Source organism: Ornithinicoccus halotolerans (genome assembly GCF_009602535.1).
Classification (GTDB): Bacteria; Actinomycetota; Actinomycetes; order Actinomycetales; family Dermatophilaceae; genus Ornithinicoccus; species Ornithinicoccus halotolerans.
In genome coordinates, this window is sequence record NZ_WIQI01000071.1 from 1 (window position 1) to 15,543 (window position 15,543).

A 15,543-nucleotide genomic window follows, 5' to 3' on the forward strand; every position below is an offset into this window, starting at 1 on the left:
CCACCGAGCAGGCGGCTCGGCTGCTGGCCGAGGCGGGTGGCGCGGACCCGCTGGCCGAGCAGGTGCTGGTCGTCGACGCCCGGGCCCCGCTGGCGCTGGAGCGGGCGGTCCGCGCGGCCGGCGGGCCGGCCGACGTCACCGTCGTGTGCGTCGACGTGCCCGGGTGCGAGCAGCCGGCGGTGCTCGCCACCGCCCAGGGGGGCACGATCGTGTTCTTCTCCATGGCCACCTCGTTCGCCGCCGCGGCGCTCGGCGCCGAGGGAGTCGCCGCCGACGTGCGGATGCTCATCGGCAACGGGTACGTGCCGGGGCACGCCGACTACGCACTGGACCTGCTGCGCGCCACCCCGGCGGTCCGTGCCCTCTTCGAGGGCCGGCTCGGGGAGACTGGGTCGGCGTGAGCACCCCTGCGCCCCCGCCCGGCAGCCAACCGTGGTCCGCCGCCCCCCACCCGGGGCTGGACGAGCAGCCTTCGAGCATGCCACCACCGACCCTGCTGCTGCGCGGCGGCCGAGTCCTCAGCCCGGAGCGGCCGGACGCGACCGCTGTGCTGCTGCGCGGCGCCGCGGTCGCCTGGGTGGGTGACGACGCCGGCGCCCGCGCGCACCTCGAGCAGGCCGACGAGGTCCACGAGCTGGACGGTGCGCTGGTCACCCCGGCGTTCTGCGACGCCCACGTGCACCTGACCATGACCGGCCAGGGGCTGGACGGGATCGACCTGTCCGGCACCCGCTCGGTCACCGAGGCGCTCCGGCTCATCGAGGGCGCGGCCCGGCACACCCGCGGCCGGCCCATCTACGCCCACTCCTGGGACGAGACCCGGTGGGTCGAGGGCCGGCCGGTCACGGCGCTCGAGCTGGACCGCGCCAGCTACGGCGGGGTCGTGTACATGCCGCGTATCGACGCCCACTCGGCCAGCGTGTCCTCGGCGATGGCAGCGGTCTCGCGGGTGCACGGCATGGACGGCTGGGACGGCACCGGCGTGGTCACCCGGGACGCGTTCGCCGCCGTCAGCAACGCGTTCACCTCCGGCATGACCGTCCAGGACCGGGACCACTACCTGGACCTGGCGCTGCGCAGCGCCGCCGAGCAGGGCGTCGGCCTGGTCCACGAGACCGGCGCGGACCACCTGACCAGCTACGACGACGTGCGCCACGTGCTGCAGGCAGGCAACCGCCCCGGCCTGCCGGGCACGGTGGCCTACTGGGGCCGGCTGGTGGACACCGAGGAGGAGGCCCGGGAGCTGTGCCGGCACCTGGGCGCGCTCGGGCTGGCCGGTGACCTGTGCGCCGACGGCTCGTTCGGCTCCCGCACCGCGCACCTGGTCGAGCCGTACCTGGACGAGCACGGTGAGCCGGGAGCTGAGCACGGCTACGGCTACCTGACCGTCGAGCAGGTGCGCGACCACGTCGTCGCCTGCACCCGCGCCGGCGTGCAGGCCGGCTGCCACGTCATCGGCGACGCCGCGCTGCAGACCGTGGCGGAAGGTTTCCGGCAGGCCGCCGACGTGGTGGGGGCCGAGGCGGTCCGGGCGGTACGGCACCGGTGGGAGCACGTGGAGCTGCCGGACGCCGAGGTGCTGGCCACGATGGCCGAGCTCGGCATCTGGGCCAGCCTGCAGCCCGCCTTCGACGCCGCCTGGGGCGGTGAGCACGGCATGTACGCCGCCAGGCTGGGGCCGCGCCGTGCGCTGGCCGTGCTGCCGATGCGGACCATGCTCGACGCGGGTGTCCCGATCGCGTTCGGCTCCGACAGCCCGGTGACGCCGCTGGACGGGTGGGGCAGCGTGCGGGCCGCGGTGACCCACCACAACGAGGCCGAGCGGTTGACCACGGCCGAGGCGTTCGCGGCGCACACCCGCGGCGGGTACGCCCTGGCCGGCCGGCCCGGGGGTGAGCTGGTGGTGGGCGCGCCGGCCAGCTGTGTCGTGTGGGACGTCCCCGACGAGCTGCTGCTGACAGCCGACGGGCTGCCGGACCTTGCCACCGTGGGGGACCCGGACGGCCCGCTGCCGGTCGCCCGACGCACCGTGGTCGACGGCCACGTCGCCTATGCCCGAGAAGGAGCCTGAGTGAGCACCAGCACCACCACCCCCCGCCCGGGGCCGCCGCCGCTGGATCTGGACCCCACCGTCGTCGACCGGGCCCGCCGGCTGGCCGCGCGGCTCGGTGACCCGGTGGTGACGATGGCGCGGGAGCACACCACGGTCTCGGTCGAGCGGGCCACGCTGCGGCTGGCGGGGCTGACCGGGGCCGACCACGAGGGCGTGCCGTGGGTCAACCACCTGGTCGACGCCGTGGTGGACCAGGTCGGGCTGCAGCACGGCGTGGCACTGCCGGTGTGGGACGCGCTGGACCGGGAGGAGGCACCGGACCTGGCCGGCCTGGCGCGCCGGGCCGCCTCGGGCGCGGTGAGCTTCCGGCTGCCGGAGCGCGGCCAGCGCAGCCGGGCGCGCCGGGCCGCTACCTCGGCGGTGCGGACCGGGATGCGGCGGCTGGACCGGCAGCGGGCCGCGCGGGACCGGCTGGTCACCCGGCTGGGTGACCCACCCCGGCGGCCCTGGATCTACCTCATCGTCGCCACCGGCGACATCTACGAGGACATGGCCCAGGCGAAGGCCGCCGCCCGGGGCGGTGCCGACATCATCGCCGTCATCCGCAGCACCGGGCAGAGCCTGCTGGACTTCGTGCCCGAGGGCGCCACCCGGGAGGGGTTCGCCGGCACCTACGCGACCCAGGAGAACTTCCGGCTGATGCGGGCCGCGCTGGACGAGGTGAGCCGGGAGCTGGGTCGCTACGTGCGGCTGACCAACTACGCCTCCGGGCTGTGCATGCCCGAGATCGCCGCGCTCGCCGGCCTGGAGCGGCTGGACATGATGCTCAACGACTCGATGTACGGCATCCTGTTCCGTGACATCAACCCGGTGCGCACGTTCGTCGACCAGCGGTTCTCCCGGCAGGTCCACGCGCGGGCCGGGATCGTCATCAACACCGGCGAGGACAACTACCTCACCACCGCGGACGCCGTCGACGCCGCGCACACCGTCACCGTCAGCCAGCTGATGAACGAGTACTTCGGCCGGGAGGCCGGGCTGGCGGACTGGCAGCTCGGGCTCGGGCACGCCTTCGAGATCGAGCCCGACCGGCCCGAGTCGTTCCGGATGGAGCTGGCGCACGCGCTGCTGGCGCGGCAGTTGTTCCCCGACGCCCCGCTGAAGTGGATGCCGCCGACGCGGCACATGACCGGCGACATCTTCCGCGGCTACCTGCTGGACGGCTTCTTCAACCTGGCCGGCGCGATGACCGGCCAGTCCATCCTGCTGGTCGGGATGATGACTGAGGCCGTGGTCACCCCGTTCCTGTCCGACCGGGACCTCGCGCTGCAGAACGTCAACTACGTCCTGGGCGCCGCCGGCGGCCTCACCGAGGACTTCCGGCCACCGCCGGACGGGTTCATCCAGACCCGCGCCCGGCAGGTGCTGGCCGAGGCGGTCGGGCTGCTGGAGACGATCACCGCCGAGGAGAGCGGCCGCGGCTGGGCCCCGCTGCTGGAGGCCATCGCCGACGGCACCTTCGGGCACATGCGTCGCCCCGCCGACCAGGGCAAGGGGCTGGACGGGGTGGCCCGCAAGGCCGAGGGCTACGACAACCCGGCCACCACCCTGCTCGAGGAATGGGTGGCCGAGCAGGGGGGTGGCCGATGAGCACGGGTCCGCAGCCGGAGCCGGCCGTGGTCCGCCCCTACGGCGACACCACCGGGGACGGGATGGTGCAGGTCTCCTTCACCCTGCCGCTACCGCATGACAAGCGCGCCGAGGGGGCCGCGCTGCAGCTGGCGCAGAAGATGGGGATGAGCCCGGCGATGCTGGTGCACGCCAAGGCGATGGGACCCGAGCACACCTTCTTCGTCGTCTACGGCAGCGTCACTCACCTGGTGGACCTGTCGGCGGTGCAGGTGGTCGAGCGGGACTTCCCGCTGCTGTCGCCCAAGGAGGTCAACGCCGCCATCAAGAAGCAGCTGCGCCGGCCGCTGGTCGTGGTGGGCGCATGCATCGGGACCGACGCGCACACCGTCGGCATCGACGCGATCCTGAACATCAAGGGCTTCGCGGGGGAGAAGGGGCTGGAGTACTACTCCGAGGTCCAGGTGGTCAACCTCGGGGCGCAGGTGCTGGTGCCCGAGCTGGTCGAGCGGGCCCGGGCCGAGCGGGCCGACGCGGTGCTGGTCAGCCAGGTGGTCACCCAGCGGGACGCCCACATCCACAACACCACCGCGATGTCGGCCGCCTTCCGGGAGGCGTTCCCAGCCGGCCAGGCGCCGCTGCTGGTGGTCGGCGGGCCCCGGTTCGAGGAGGGCGCCGCCGCCGAGCTCGGGGTGGACCGGGTCTTCGGGCGCGGCACGACACCGGCGGAGGTAGCCTCCTACCTCGTCCACGCCCTGGTCGGTGAGGGGAGGGCACGGCCATGACCGCCGAGGTCGGGATGCGGGTCGTGCACGCCCGGTACGTGCCGTACGGCCACGCCCACTACGCCGGCCACCTGGTCGACGGCGCCTACAGCCTGGCGTTGTTCGGCGACGTGGCCACCGAGCTGTGCATCCGCACCGACGGCGACGAGGGGCTGTTCGCCTCCTACAGCGACGTCCAGTTCCGCGCCCCGGTGCGGGCGGGTGACTGCCTGCAGGTGGAGGCCCGGGTGGTCCGGGTCGGTCGTCGGAGCCGCGAGATCGAGTTCGAGGTGCGGGTCACCGCGCGCGGCAACCCGGAGCGGGGCGCGTCGGCGGCCGACGTGCTGGACCCGCCGCTGGTGGCGACCACCGCCCGCGGCACGGTCGTCGTGCCGGGCTGACGGTTGTCGTGCGGGCTGGCCGGCCACGGCGGCGCCGCCCGGCGTGTCGCTGGAGGACACGCCGGATGGAATGTCTCGCCATCGGAAAATCCGCGCCTGGGCGTAACGGCCTGAGCAGCAGGGATGCCCATCCTGCCTGGTCAGGCGGTGTTGACACACCGTGGGAGCGGACTAGGTTGTCTGCAGGTCCGCAGCGCCTCACCGTGTGGGAGGCCGGCGCGTACCGGCACCGTTCCTCGACCGCAGGCCCGTAGCGCCTCGCCAGCACCAGCGGTCGTTGGGCGGACCGGTCCGCGTCGCACGATGCGACACCCTGCGGACAAGCCAGGGCCCGCGCTGCCTAGTAGACAACGGGCCCGCGTCGGCAGCCCGTCGGCGCGGTTCCGGCCCCAACGGAGCGCGGGCTCTGGCTACTACCGCGGCCCGGGTGCCCGGCGTGCGTCCCTGCCGGGCACCCCGGGCCGGCCTCCCGGTCCGCTCGCCTAGGCTGGTGACCGTGCCGGCCCGCCTGCTGCTCTCCCTCGTGGCCGGCCTCATGCTGTGGCTGGCCTTCCCCGCCCACGGGCTGTGGCCGCTGGCCTTCGCCGGCGCCGGTGTGCTCACCCTCGCGCTGGCCGGGTGCGGGCCGGCCCGCGGGGGGCTGCTGGGCCTGGTGGCCGGGCTGGCCTGCTTCGTGCCGCTGCTGTCCTGGAGCGGGATCTACGTCGGTGCCACCCCCTGGCTGGCGCTGGCCACCCTGGAGTCCCTCTACGTCGCGGCGTTCGGAGCCCTGCTGGGCCAGCTGCAGCGGTCTGGCACCGTGCGGCCGGTGGCGGCCGGGCTGGCGTGGGTGGTCACCGAGTTCGCCCGCGCGACGACCCCCTTCGGCGGGTTCCCGTGGGGGCGGCTGGCCTACAGCCAGGCGGACTCCCCGGTGCTGGGCCTGGTCTCCCTCCTCGGCACGCCAGGGGTGGCGTTCGCCGTGGTGCTGGCCGGTGCCCTCGTGGCGCGGGCGCTGCAGTCGCTGCTGGGTGGCGCTGGGAGCGACCGGCGCGCCCGGCTGCTGGCGGTCCCCGCAGTCGGGGTGGCGGCCGCCGTGGTGCTGGCCCCCGCCCTGGTGCCGCGGCCGGTCGACGGCGAACCGTTGCAGGTGATGGGGGTGCAGGGCAACGTGCCGGAGATGACGCTGGAGTTCAACGCCCAGCGCCGGGCGGTGCTGGACAACCACGCCACCGCCACCGAGGCCGCCGCCGAGCAGGTGGCCGCGGGCCAGCGGCCGGCCCCGGACGTGGTGCTGTGGCCAGAGAACTCCTCCGACATCGATCCGTTGACCAATGACGACGCCGCGCGGGTCATCGAGCAGGCCGTCGCGGCCGTGGACGTCCCCCTGGTCGTGGGAGCCGTGCTGGAGGGACCGGGGGAGAACGTGTCCAACACCAGCCTGCTCTACGTGCCCGGCGAGGGCGTGGTGGACGCCTACACCAAGCGGCGGCCGGCGCCGTTCGCCGAGTACATCCCCTACCGGGGCTTCTTCCGGATGTTCAGCGACAAGGTGGACCTGGTCGCCCGCGACTTCGTGGCCGGCCAGGAGGTGGGGGTCCTGCAGGTGCCGTTGGCGGACGGGCCGCTGCCGCTGGGGGTGGCGATCTGCTTCGAGGTGGTCTTCGACGACGTCATGCGCGACAGCGTGCGGGCGGGCGCGGAGGTGATGTTCGTGCCCACCAACAACGCCACGTTCGGGTTCACCGACGAGTCCGTGCAGCAGCTGGCCGCCTCGCGGGTCAAGGCGGTCGAGCTGGGCCGCTCGGTGGCCCACGTGAGCACGGTCGGGGTCAGCGGCCTGATCACGCCCGACGGCCGGGTGCACGAGGGCACCGACCTGTTCAGCCGGGCGGTGATGTCGGCCGAGCTCCCGCGGCGTACCGAGCTCAGCTGGGCGGTGCGGCTCGGGCCGTGGCCGGAGCGGGTCGCGGTGGGGGCCTTGGGCGTGCTGCTGGTGCTGTCAGGACGGTCGCAGCGTGCCGCCCGTGGTCCGGGTGGGACCCCGGTGGCCAGTTAGGCTGGCCCAATGACGGAGACGGACGGGTCGCACACGCTCCAGGTGTGCGTGCTGGTCCCCACCTACAACGAGCGGGAGAGCCTGCCCGGTGTGCTGAGCCGGACCCGGGCCGCCGTCCCCGAGGCCGACATCCTCGTGCTCGACGACGCCTCCCCGGACGGAACCGGGGAGGTGGCCGACGCCTGGGCGGCCGGCGACGAGCGGGTGCGGGTGCTGCACCGTCCCGGCAAGTCCGGGCTCGGGCAGGCCTACCTGGCTGGCTTCGCGTGGGCGGCCGAGCGCGGCTACGACGCCGTGGTGCAGATGGACGCCGACGGGTCCCACCTGCCCGAGCAGCTGCCGCGGCTGCTGGCGGCCGCCGACGGCGCCGACGTGGTGATCGGGTCCCGCTGGGTCCCGGGCGGCGCCATCCACCACTGGCCGGCGCACCGGCGGCTGCTCAGTCGGGGCGGGAACGTCTACACCCGGGTGGCCCTCGGGCTGCCGGTGCGGGACGCGACCGCCGGGTTCCGGGTCTACCGCGTGCCCGCGCTGCTGCGACTGGGGCTGGCCGACGTGGCCTCGCAGGGCTACTGCTTCCAGGTCGACCTCACGCTGCGCGCCATCGAGCAGCGGCTGCGGGTAGTGGAGGTGCCGATCGACTTCGTCGAGCGCGAGCAGGGCCGCTCCAAGATGGGTGGTGAGATCGTCCGGGAGGCACTGCTGCGGGTCTCGCTGTGGGGGTTGCGACGACGCGGGAGCCAGCTGGCCCAGCGGCTTCCCGGTCGCCCGTCGCGTGCGGGGCGTCGGCAGCCGGAGCTGCTGAGCAGCGGGCAGGAACCGGCACCGTGACCACGCCGGGACAGCTGGGCGGGGGAGCGTCCACCGGTCCGCCCTCCGGTGGTCGTGGCCACGGTGGCCGGCCGCGGGCGCGCTGGCGTTGGGTGCTGGCGGCGCTGCTGGTGCTGCCGCTGGTGGAGCTGGCCGTCATCGTGGCGACCGGACGGTGGATCGGTGTGGGATGGACGCTGCTGGCGCTGATCGTGATGACGGTGCTCGGTGCCTGGCTGGTCGGCCGTGAGGGCCGGCGCTCCTGGGGTGCGCTGCGCCGGGCAGTCAACAGCGGTCGGATGCCCGGGCGGGAGCTGGCGGACGCGCTGGTGGTGCTCGTCGGCGGGATCATGCTGCTCACTCCCGGCTTCGTCACCGACCTGGTCGGGCTGTCTCTCCTGCTGCCCTGGACCCGGCCGGCCGGCCGGCGCCTGGTGGAGGGCATGGTCAGCAGCCGCGTGGTGCGAGTCGCCCCCCCGGGGTGGCCGCCCGGGGCCGGGACACCGTTCGGCGGCCCGGGCAGCCACGGGGAGGACATCGTCGAGGGCGAGGTCGTCGACGACGAGCCCCGGGAGGACGGGCGGGGTCGCGGCGCCGGCGGGGTCCCGCCGCGCGGCTGAGCCGCCCCGCCTCGGGTCGGCCGGGCGAGGTCACGGCACGAACCAGCCCCCGCCCGGCGGACCGGACGGGGGCTGTGCGTCGTGCGGGTCAGGCGCTGCGCTGGCGGGGCTTCTCGCCCCGGCGCTCGCGCAGCAGCGCGAGCCGCTCCTCCAGCAGCTCCTCGAGCTCGGGGATGCTGCGCCGCTCCAGCAGCATGTCCCAGTGGGTGCGCTGCGGCTTGGTCGCCTTGATCTCCGGCTCGGGGCCGTCCTCGAGGCGGGCGTGCTCGCCGCAGCGGCACTCCCACAGCGTCGGGATCTCGGCCTCGACGGAGAACGGCAGCTCCGTGACGTGGCCCTGCGGGCAGGTGTAGCGGACGGTCTGGCGCTCACTGAAGGTGACGCCCTCGTCGCTTTCGAACGACAGCCAGTTCAGGTTGGTGCCGCGAAGAGACCTCTCGGCCATGACAAACGCTCCTCGTGCTGCTGCACACGGTTCGACGGTGGGGGTGCTACCAAGGGAGAACGATCTCCCGGGAGTGGGTGTTCCCGGCGCAGCCAGGCCACCAGACCGGGCTCGTCACAGGGATGGTGGCGCCGGCGCTGCACCGGCAATCACTCCACGGTAGCGGCCGCGACGGAGGCGCGCCAATCGAACGCCGCCGTCCGCGGCGCCCGGCGCTAGACGACGCGGGGCTGCTCGTTCCCGGCCTCCCGGATGCCGCGGCGCATGTCCACGCGGGACAGCACCAACCCGCCGAGGGCGAAGAAGATCACCACCGAGACGATGGCCAGCCGGTAGGAGCCGCCCAGCTGGTAGACCAGCCCGAAGGTGAGGGTGCCCAGCCAGCTGGTGCCCCGCTCCATCGCCTGGTAGAGGCTGAAGAACTCCGACTCCCGCCCACGGGGGACCAGCTGGGAGTACATGGATCGGGAGAGCGCCTGCGTGCCCCCCAGCACGATCCCGATCCCGACCGCACACACCAGCCACAGCCCGAACGCCCCGGTCGGCACGAAGAACGCGAAGCCGACCACACCGGTCCACAGCCCGATGCCGGCGAGCACCACCCGCCAGGCCCCGACCCGTGCGGCCAGCCGGCCGAAGAGCAGCGCACCGCCGAAGGCGACGAACTGCACCACCAGGATGGTCACGATCATCTGGCTGGCGGCGAACCCGAGCTCCTCGGTCCCGTAGAGGGAGGCGGAGGCGATCACGGTCTGGATGCCGTCGTTGTAGAACAGGTATGCGACGAGGAAGGTGAGCGTGACGGGGTAGCCGCGAAGCTCCCGGAACGTGGTGCGCAGCTGGACCAGGGTGCCGCCCAGGACGCCCGCCCCGCGCTCGACGGGCGGGGCGGTGGTGCCGCGCAGCCGGCGCAGCCCCCGGACCGGGATGAGCGTGAACACCGCCCACCAGACGCCCGCCGACAGCAGGCTGATCCGCACCGCGGTGGCCTCGTCCAGTCCCAGCGGACCGGCCAGCTGCAACAGCCCCAGGTTGAGGGCGAGCAGCAGCCCACCGCCCAGGTAGCCCAGTGCCCAGCCCCGGGACGAGACCCGGTCCCGCTCGTCGGGGTGGGCCACCCTGACCAGGAGTGCGTCGTAGACGACCGTGGAGGCGCCCAGGCACAGGTTCGCCACCACAATGAGCACCACCCCCAGCTGCCAGTTGGCGCCGGTGAGGAAGAACATGCCCATCGCGGCGGCCGCCCCGACCCACGCGAAGCCGCCGAGCAGCCAGGTCGGGCGCGAGGTCCGGTCCGCCACCGCGCCCACGAACAGCAGCACCAGCGCCGACACGACGGTTGCCAGGGTGATCGTGTACGGCGCCAGCGAGCCCGCGGCGACCGGGATGCCCAGCACCCGCAGCGGGGTGCTGCAGGTCTCGCCCGGCAGCAGGTCCGGGCAGGCAGCGGTGCGGGCGATCGCCGTCAGGTACGGCGCGATGAGGACCGTGCCGGTGGTGGTCACGTAGGCCGAGTTGGCCCAGTCGTACCAGGCCCAGGCACGCTGGTGACCGCCGGTGCGCTCCTGCGACAGGTCGGCCGTGGCCAGGGCCGAAGGGCTCGTCATGCGGTCAGCGTGGCACAGCCTCGGTCAGCCCGGCAGGAAGCGGCGCCAGCCGGTGCGGCTCCGGTTGCGGTCCCGGCCCCGGCTCCCCGGCCGGTTCTGGGGCGGCTGGACGCGGCGTCGGGTCGAGGCCTCCTCGGCGAGCACGGTGGCGTGCGTGCCCTCGGGGGTGGCCGAGGAGACCGACCCGGCGGTGGCCAAGCCCGCCTGGACGTCGATCTGCTCGCTGATGTAGCGCAGCACCACCACCACCGAGGCGGCGAGCGGCACCGCCAGGAAGGCGCCGACGATCCCGAAGAGGGTGGCGCCGCCTGCGACGGACAGCAGCACGATGCCGGCGTGCAGGTGCATCGAGCGGCCCTGCAGGAAGGGCTGCAGGACGTTGCCCTCCAGCTGCTGCACCCCGATCACGATGGCGAGCACGATGAGGGCCGTGGTGAAGCTGTTGGACACCAGCGCCACCAGCACCGCGAGGGCCCCGGCCGTGACGGCTCCCACGATCGGGATGAAGCCGGCGATGAAGGTGATGATGGCCAGCGGGATGGCGAGCGGCACGCCGAGGATGAGCAGCCCGAGGCCGATGAAGAAGGCGTCCACGCCGCTGACCATGGCCTGCGCGCGGATGAACCCGCTGAGGGTGTGCCAGACGCGGGTCAGGATCTCGGTCAGGTGGTCACCGGCACGGTGGCCGGCGACGCGCCGGAGCCAGGGCAGGAACTGCGGGCCGTCCTTGAGGAAGAAGAAGGTCAGCACCAGGACTAGTGCCAGCGTGACCAGCCCCGAGCCGACCGCGGTGACGCCGGTGAACACGCCGGAGGCGATCTCGCTGCTGCGTTGCTGCACCCACTCCGAGCCCTGGTCGATCGCCTGGTTGAGCCGCTCGTTGTCGAGGTTGACCGGCGGCCCGGCCAGCCACTGCCGCACCTGCTCCACGCCCTCGGTGGCCTGGGTGACGATCTCCCGCGACTGCCGCACCACCGAGGGCGCGACGGAGGCGAGCAGCCCGATGAAGACTGCGAACGCGAGCAGGATGGTGCCGATCGCGGCCAGCGCAGGCGGGGCCCGGCGGGCTCGCATCCAGGCGACCGGGGGCCACAGCACGGTGCACACGATGATGGCCATGATCACCGGGAAGACGCCCACCCAGGCCCGGCCCAGCAGCCAGAGGAACACCGCGAGGGCGAGGACGATCAGCAGGAACCGCCCAGACCACCGGGCGGCCACCCGCATCCCCTCGGCGATGACCTGACCGCGGTCCACCGGGGCCGGAGCGGTCCCCTCCGCCGTCCGCCCAGCCTGTGCCTGGTGGTCGCGGATGTGGTCCGCGACCGCCTCGGTGCGCCGCCGTCGACGTGCTGCCACGGTGTGACCTCCTCGCAGGTGTCCGCCCGGGACATCCTTGCACCGGCGCGCGTCAGGCGCCGCCGGGGCACGCGGGACGGCGTGGTGGGTAGCGGCGTGCTCAGTCCACGCTGATCCGGGCGGTGGTGGTGTGGGAGGCGCCCGCAGCGAGCTCGACGGCGTCCGCCAGCACGTTCCCGGTCTCGACGCACAGCAGCTGGGTCCACTCCTCGTCCCCGAGGTCGGCCATCGACTGGGCCTGCTCCGCCCACGGGTTCCACACGATGGTGCTGGCTGCCCCGGTGGAGGTGACGGTCAGCGTGCGCCCCAGGACCGGGTCGTGCACCTGGACCGGCCCGGCAGAGCGGTAGACCCGGTCGGTCTGTCCCGTGAGCACCAGCTCACCCTCCTGCTGCTGCTCCGCCCCGGTCAGCTTGTCCAGGTAGGTGGCGCCCTCCAGGCCGGTCACCCGCACCTGCCGCACGTCGCCCACGTGCAGGTAGGTGTGCAGCGCCAGCTCGTACCGGAACGTCTCGCTGCCGGAGTTGGCCATCGTCAGCTGGATTTCGGCGTCGCTGCCGAGGTCGTGCACACAGGTGGCGCGGAACGGGTGGCGGAAGTGCTCGGCACCGGGGACGCCGGTGACGTCGGCGTCGGTCAGCTCCCACTGCAGGACGGTGCGGTGGCCGGTCTCGTGCCGGTCGCGCAGCCGCCACGGTGCGATCCGGGCGAAGCCGTGGGCGGGATGGAACGGCCCGTCCACGCCGGGTCCGAACCACGGCAGGCACAGCGGCACGCCACCGCGGATGGCGGTGCCCTGCTCGTGCTTGGTGTGGGCGCTCTCCCAGATCACCTCCGGGGCGTCGGCGCGGGGCCGCCATGCCGCCAGCTGGGCACCTTGGTCGTAGGCCGTGAAGGTGCCCGTGCCGGTCGGGCCGGTCAACGCAGTGAGCTGCTCCATGTGCGTCACCGTAGCGGCGCGGCCGCCTCAGAGCCTCCGGAGCCGCACCGCGTGCACCTCGTAGCGGGAGGCCGGCCCGGCCGGGGTGCGGTAGAACCGGCGTCGGAGCGTCCCCTGCAGCTCCACGCGCTGCCCGTCGGGCAGCCGCAGCGCGCTCGCCCGGGTGCGGGCGCTCCAGCAGGCGACGTCCAGGGTGTCCTGCTGTGGCCGGCCGCCCGCCCGGTCCCGCGTGCGATCGCCGGTGCGCCGTGAGCCGCGGCCGGGGGAGCGGGTGACCACCACCCGGAAGCTGACGACGGTGTCGCCGCTGGGCAGCTCGCGCTCGACCGGGGCGCCGCTGACCCGCCCCGTCAGGTGGACCTCGTTGCGGTCCGCCGCCGGGCCGGCCTGCGCTGTGCGTGCACGGGGGGTCATCCCCCGATGGTGTGGGGCGGCCCCGGCCGCGACCCGGCAGCCCGTCCCCCCTGGGGATGCGCCGTCGACCCGGTCCGCCGGTGTGGACGGCGGGAATGCGGTTGGGCACCGCGGTCTTGACGGGGGCGTGAAGAAGATCGGATTCCTGTCCTTCGGGCACTGGACCCCCTCGCCGGCCTCGCGGGTCCGTACCGCCTCGGACGCGCTGCTGCAGTCGGTGGAGCTCGCGGTGGCGGCGGAGGAGCTGGGCGCGGACGGCGCCTACTTCCGCGTGCACCACTACGCGCGGCAGCTGGCCTCGCCGTTCCCGCTGCTCGCCGCCGTCGGGGCGCGCACCAGCCGCATCGAGATCGGGACCGGCGTCATCGACATGCGCTACGAGAACCCGCTCTACATGGCCGAGGACGCCGGGGCCGCCGACCTGATCGCTGGCGGCCGGCTGCAGCTGGGCATCAGCCGCGGGTCGCCGGAGCAGGTGATCGAGGGCTACCGCTACTTCGGCCACCATCCCCGCGAGGGGCAGACCGACGCCGACATGGCCCGCGAGCACGCCGCGACGTTCCTGCGGGTCATCCAGGGCGAGGGGTTCGCCGAGCCGAACCCGCGGCCGATGTTCCCCAACCCGCCGGGGCTGCTGCGCATCGAGCCCCACTCGCCCGGGCTGCGGGAGCGGGTCTGGTGGGGGGCCGGCACGAGGGCCACCGCCGAGTGGACGGGCGAGCAGGGGATGAACCTGATGAGCTCGACGCTGCTCACCGAGGACACCGGGGTGCCGTTCCACCAGCTGCAGGCCGAGCAGATCCAGCGGTTCCGGGACGCCTGGAGGACCGCCGGCCACGCCCGCGAGCCGCGGGTGTCGGTCAGTCGCAGCATCTTCCCGCTGCTCAGCGACGAGGACCGGCGCTACTTCGGGTTGGACACCCGAAGCCAGGACCAGGTCGGCTTCCTCGAGGGCGGCCCGGCCCGGTTCGGCAAGAGCTACGCCGGCGAGCCCGACCAGCTGGTGCGCGACCTGGCCGAGGACGAGGCGGTCGCCGCGGCCGACACGCTGCTGCTGACGATCCCGAACCAGCTGGGCGTGGAGTACAACGCCCATGTCATCGACGGCATCCTGCGCCACGTCGCGCCCGAGCTCGGCTGGCGCTGACTCGCCGCCCCCGTAGTTGGCGGGGGGGACGGCTGGGGCCGGTGGCACAGTAGGGCCATGGCGCTGGCGGGGAGCAGGGGGCGGTCATGACGGCACCGGTCTCGACCGAAGAGCTCGGCTCGCGCACCGCCGGGCTGCTGGGGCCGCGGCACCGGGCCGTCGGGGCGGTGGCGGCCGGGCCCGGCGGCGTGGCGACGGCCGAGCTCGGCACCCCGGAGAGCGGGGCTGACTTCGAGATCGGCTCTGTCACCAAGGGGCTGACCGGGCTCCTCTACGTGGACGCCGTGGACCGCGGCGAGGTGGCGCCCGGGACGCCGCTGGGCTCGCTGCTCGAGCTCGGCGACTCGGACACGGCGGCCGTCACCCTGGGCCAGCTGGCCACCCACACCTCCGGGTTGCCGCGCCTGCCCGCGGGGATGCACGCCTGGCGACGGACCTGGGACCTCATCCGCCGCGGCACCAACCCGTACCGGGAGGACGTCCCGGAGCTGCTCCGGCTTGCCAGCGGCACGCCCGTCCGCAGGCGCCGCGGCCGGCCGCGCTACTCCAACCTGGGGTTCCAGCTGCTCGGTCACGCCGTCGCGGCCGCCAGCGGCCGCAGCTACGCCGACCTGCTGCGGGACCGGCTCCTCGAGCCCCTGGGCATGACCGGCACCTACCTGCCCGAGCGCCCCACCGACCTGCGGCCTGGCGCGGTCGCGGGAACGAACCGGCGAGGCAGGCCCGTGGCGCCCTGGACCGGCGCCGGGATCGGGCCGGCCGGGGGAGTGCGGATGCCCGTGGGTGACCTGGCCATCCTGCTGGGCGCGCTGCTGCAGGGCAGCGCGCCCGGGGTCGGCGCGCTGGACCCGGTCCGCCGGTTCCAGGGCCGGTCGCTGCGCATCGGGGCCGGCTGGCTCACGCTGACCGGGCGCGGCGGGGACGTGACCTGGCACAACGGCGGCACCGGCGGGTTCCGCAGCTTCGTCGGCCTCCATCGCGCCAGCGGCACCGGGGTCGCGCTGGTCACGGCGACGGCGCGCAGCGTGGACCGGGCGGGGTTCCGACTGCTGGCGGAGGTCAGCGGGTCAGCCTAGCTGCCGGTCTCCGGGTGGACGTCGGTGTCGAAGAGCAGCAGCGGAGGGTTGGCGTTCGTCAGCCCGGCGAGGTGCGGTCGTCCCCGCGGTGTCAGCCCCCGCAGCGACAGCTCGGCGACGACCTGGTCCTCCAGGTGCGGGTCCCGCTCGCCGCTGCGGTAGCGGCGCAGGAGTCCTCCCGTGTCGCCTGCCAGTAGCCGCGCTTCCACTCCCGTCCGGGTACCCGGCCCGCCGCCTCGC

General features: G+C 74.3%; 15 protein-coding genes and 1 pseudogene. 10 read left to right on the top strand and 6 right to left on the bottom strand.

All coding sequences use genetic code 11. The annotated features are described in order from the left end of the window. The 8 genes and pseudogenes from GFJ45_RS16390 to GFJ45_RS11605 all read left to right on the top strand — a co-directional run. Positions 1-401: pseudogene (locus GFJ45_RS16390) on the top strand (L-erythro-3,5-diaminohexanoate dehydrogenase); the annotation flags it as partial. 77 nt (positions 402-478) lie between these two features. Further along, positions 479-2,071 carry an amidohydrolase gene (locus GFJ45_RS11575; RefSeq protein WP_153397360.1) on the top strand — a complete coding sequence of 531 codons (1,593 nt, stop codon included), beginning with the start codon at positions 479-481 and terminating at the stop codon, positions 2,069-2,071. Further along, a complete protein-coding gene (gene kamD / locus GFJ45_RS11580) occupies positions 2,072-3,703 on the top strand; it encodes a lysine 5,6-aminomutase subunit alpha (RefSeq protein ID WP_228386909.1) in 1,632 nt (543 codons plus the stop codon). It begins immediately after the preceding gene. Next, positions 3,700-4,467 (top strand): lysine 5,6-aminomutase subunit beta, encoded by a 768-nt coding sequence (kamE, locus tag GFJ45_RS11585; RefSeq protein WP_153397362.1) that lies wholly within the window; start codon positions 3,700-3,702, stop codon positions 4,465-4,467. The genes kamD and kamE overlap by 4 nt, the downstream gene beginning before the upstream one ends. Beyond that, positions 4,464-4,847: a 3-aminobutyryl-CoA ammonia lyase gene (kal, locus tag GFJ45_RS11590; protein ID WP_153397364.1), complete on the top strand. Its 384-nt coding sequence runs from the start codon at positions 4,464-4,466 to the stop codon at positions 4,845-4,847. The genes kamE and kal overlap by 4 nt, the downstream gene beginning before the upstream one ends. 496 nt (positions 4,848-5,343) lie before the next feature. Beyond that, a complete protein-coding gene (gene lnt, locus GFJ45_RS11595; protein ID WP_228386910.1) occupies positions 5,344-6,885 on the top strand; it encodes an apolipoprotein N-acyltransferase in 1,542 nt (513 codons plus the stop codon). Between the two features lie 9 nt (positions 6,886-6,894). Then, a complete protein-coding gene (locus tag GFJ45_RS11600; RefSeq protein ID WP_153397366.1) occupies positions 6,895-7,716 on the top strand; it encodes a polyprenol monophosphomannose synthase in 822 nt (273 codons plus the stop codon). After that, complete coding sequence (locus GFJ45_RS11605) at positions 7,713-8,315, top strand: FxsA family protein (RefSeq protein ID WP_228386911.1); 603 nt, start codon at positions 7,713-7,715, stop codon at positions 8,313-8,315. Before GFJ45_RS11600 ends, GFJ45_RS11605 begins: the two co-directional genes overlap by 4 nt. A gap of 88 nt (positions 8,316-8,403) precedes the next feature. Here GFJ45_RS11605 and GFJ45_RS11610 read toward each other — a convergent pair whose 3' ends face one another. From GFJ45_RS11610 to GFJ45_RS11630, 5 genes are all read right to left on the bottom strand, one after another. Continuing rightward, positions 8,404-8,760 carry an RNA polymerase-binding protein RbpA gene (locus GFJ45_RS11610; protein ID WP_153397368.1) on the bottom strand — a complete coding sequence of 119 codons (357 nt, stop codon included), beginning with the start codon at positions 8,758-8,760 and terminating at the stop codon, positions 8,404-8,406. Positions 8,761-8,975: 215 nt separating this feature from the next. After that, positions 8,976-10,367, bottom strand: a complete 1,392-nt coding sequence (locus tag GFJ45_RS11615; protein ID WP_153397370.1) for an MFS transporter — start codon at positions 10,365-10,367, stop codon at positions 8,976-8,978. A 24-nt stretch (positions 10,368-10,391) separates the two neighbouring features. After that, on the bottom strand, positions 10,392-11,726 hold the full coding sequence (locus tag GFJ45_RS11620) for an AI-2E family transporter (protein ID WP_228386913.1): 1,335 nt from the start codon (positions 11,724-11,726) through the stop codon (positions 10,392-10,394). A gap of 100 nt (positions 11,727-11,826) precedes the next feature. Continuing rightward, positions 11,827-12,666 (bottom strand): D-hexose-6-phosphate mutarotase, encoded by an 840-nt coding sequence (locus GFJ45_RS11625; RefSeq protein WP_153397372.1) that lies wholly within the window; start codon positions 12,664-12,666, stop codon positions 11,827-11,829. A gap of 27 nt (positions 12,667-12,693) precedes the next feature. Then, positions 12,694-13,080, bottom strand: a complete 387-nt coding sequence (locus tag GFJ45_RS11630) for a single-stranded DNA-binding protein (RefSeq protein WP_153397374.1) — start codon at positions 13,078-13,080, stop codon at positions 12,694-12,696. 127 nt (positions 13,081-13,207) lie between these two features. Here GFJ45_RS11630 and GFJ45_RS11635 point away from each other — a divergent pair, with 127 nt between their 5' ends. Beyond that, positions 13,208-14,227: an LLM class flavin-dependent oxidoreductase gene (locus GFJ45_RS11635; RefSeq protein WP_153397376.1), complete on the top strand. Its 1,020-nt coding sequence runs from the start codon at positions 13,208-13,210 to the stop codon at positions 14,225-14,227. An 86-nt stretch (positions 14,228-14,313) separates the two neighbouring features. Beyond that, complete coding sequence (locus GFJ45_RS11640) at positions 14,314-15,303, top strand: serine hydrolase domain-containing protein (RefSeq protein ID WP_194288634.1); 990 nt, start codon at positions 14,314-14,316, stop codon at positions 15,301-15,303. Here the strand turns inward: GFJ45_RS11640 and GFJ45_RS11645 are convergent. After that, positions 15,300-15,543: hypothetical protein (locus GFJ45_RS11645; protein WP_228386916.1), on the bottom strand; the 244-nt coding region annotated here is incomplete at its 5' end. The genes GFJ45_RS11640 and GFJ45_RS11645 overlap by 4 nt on opposite strands.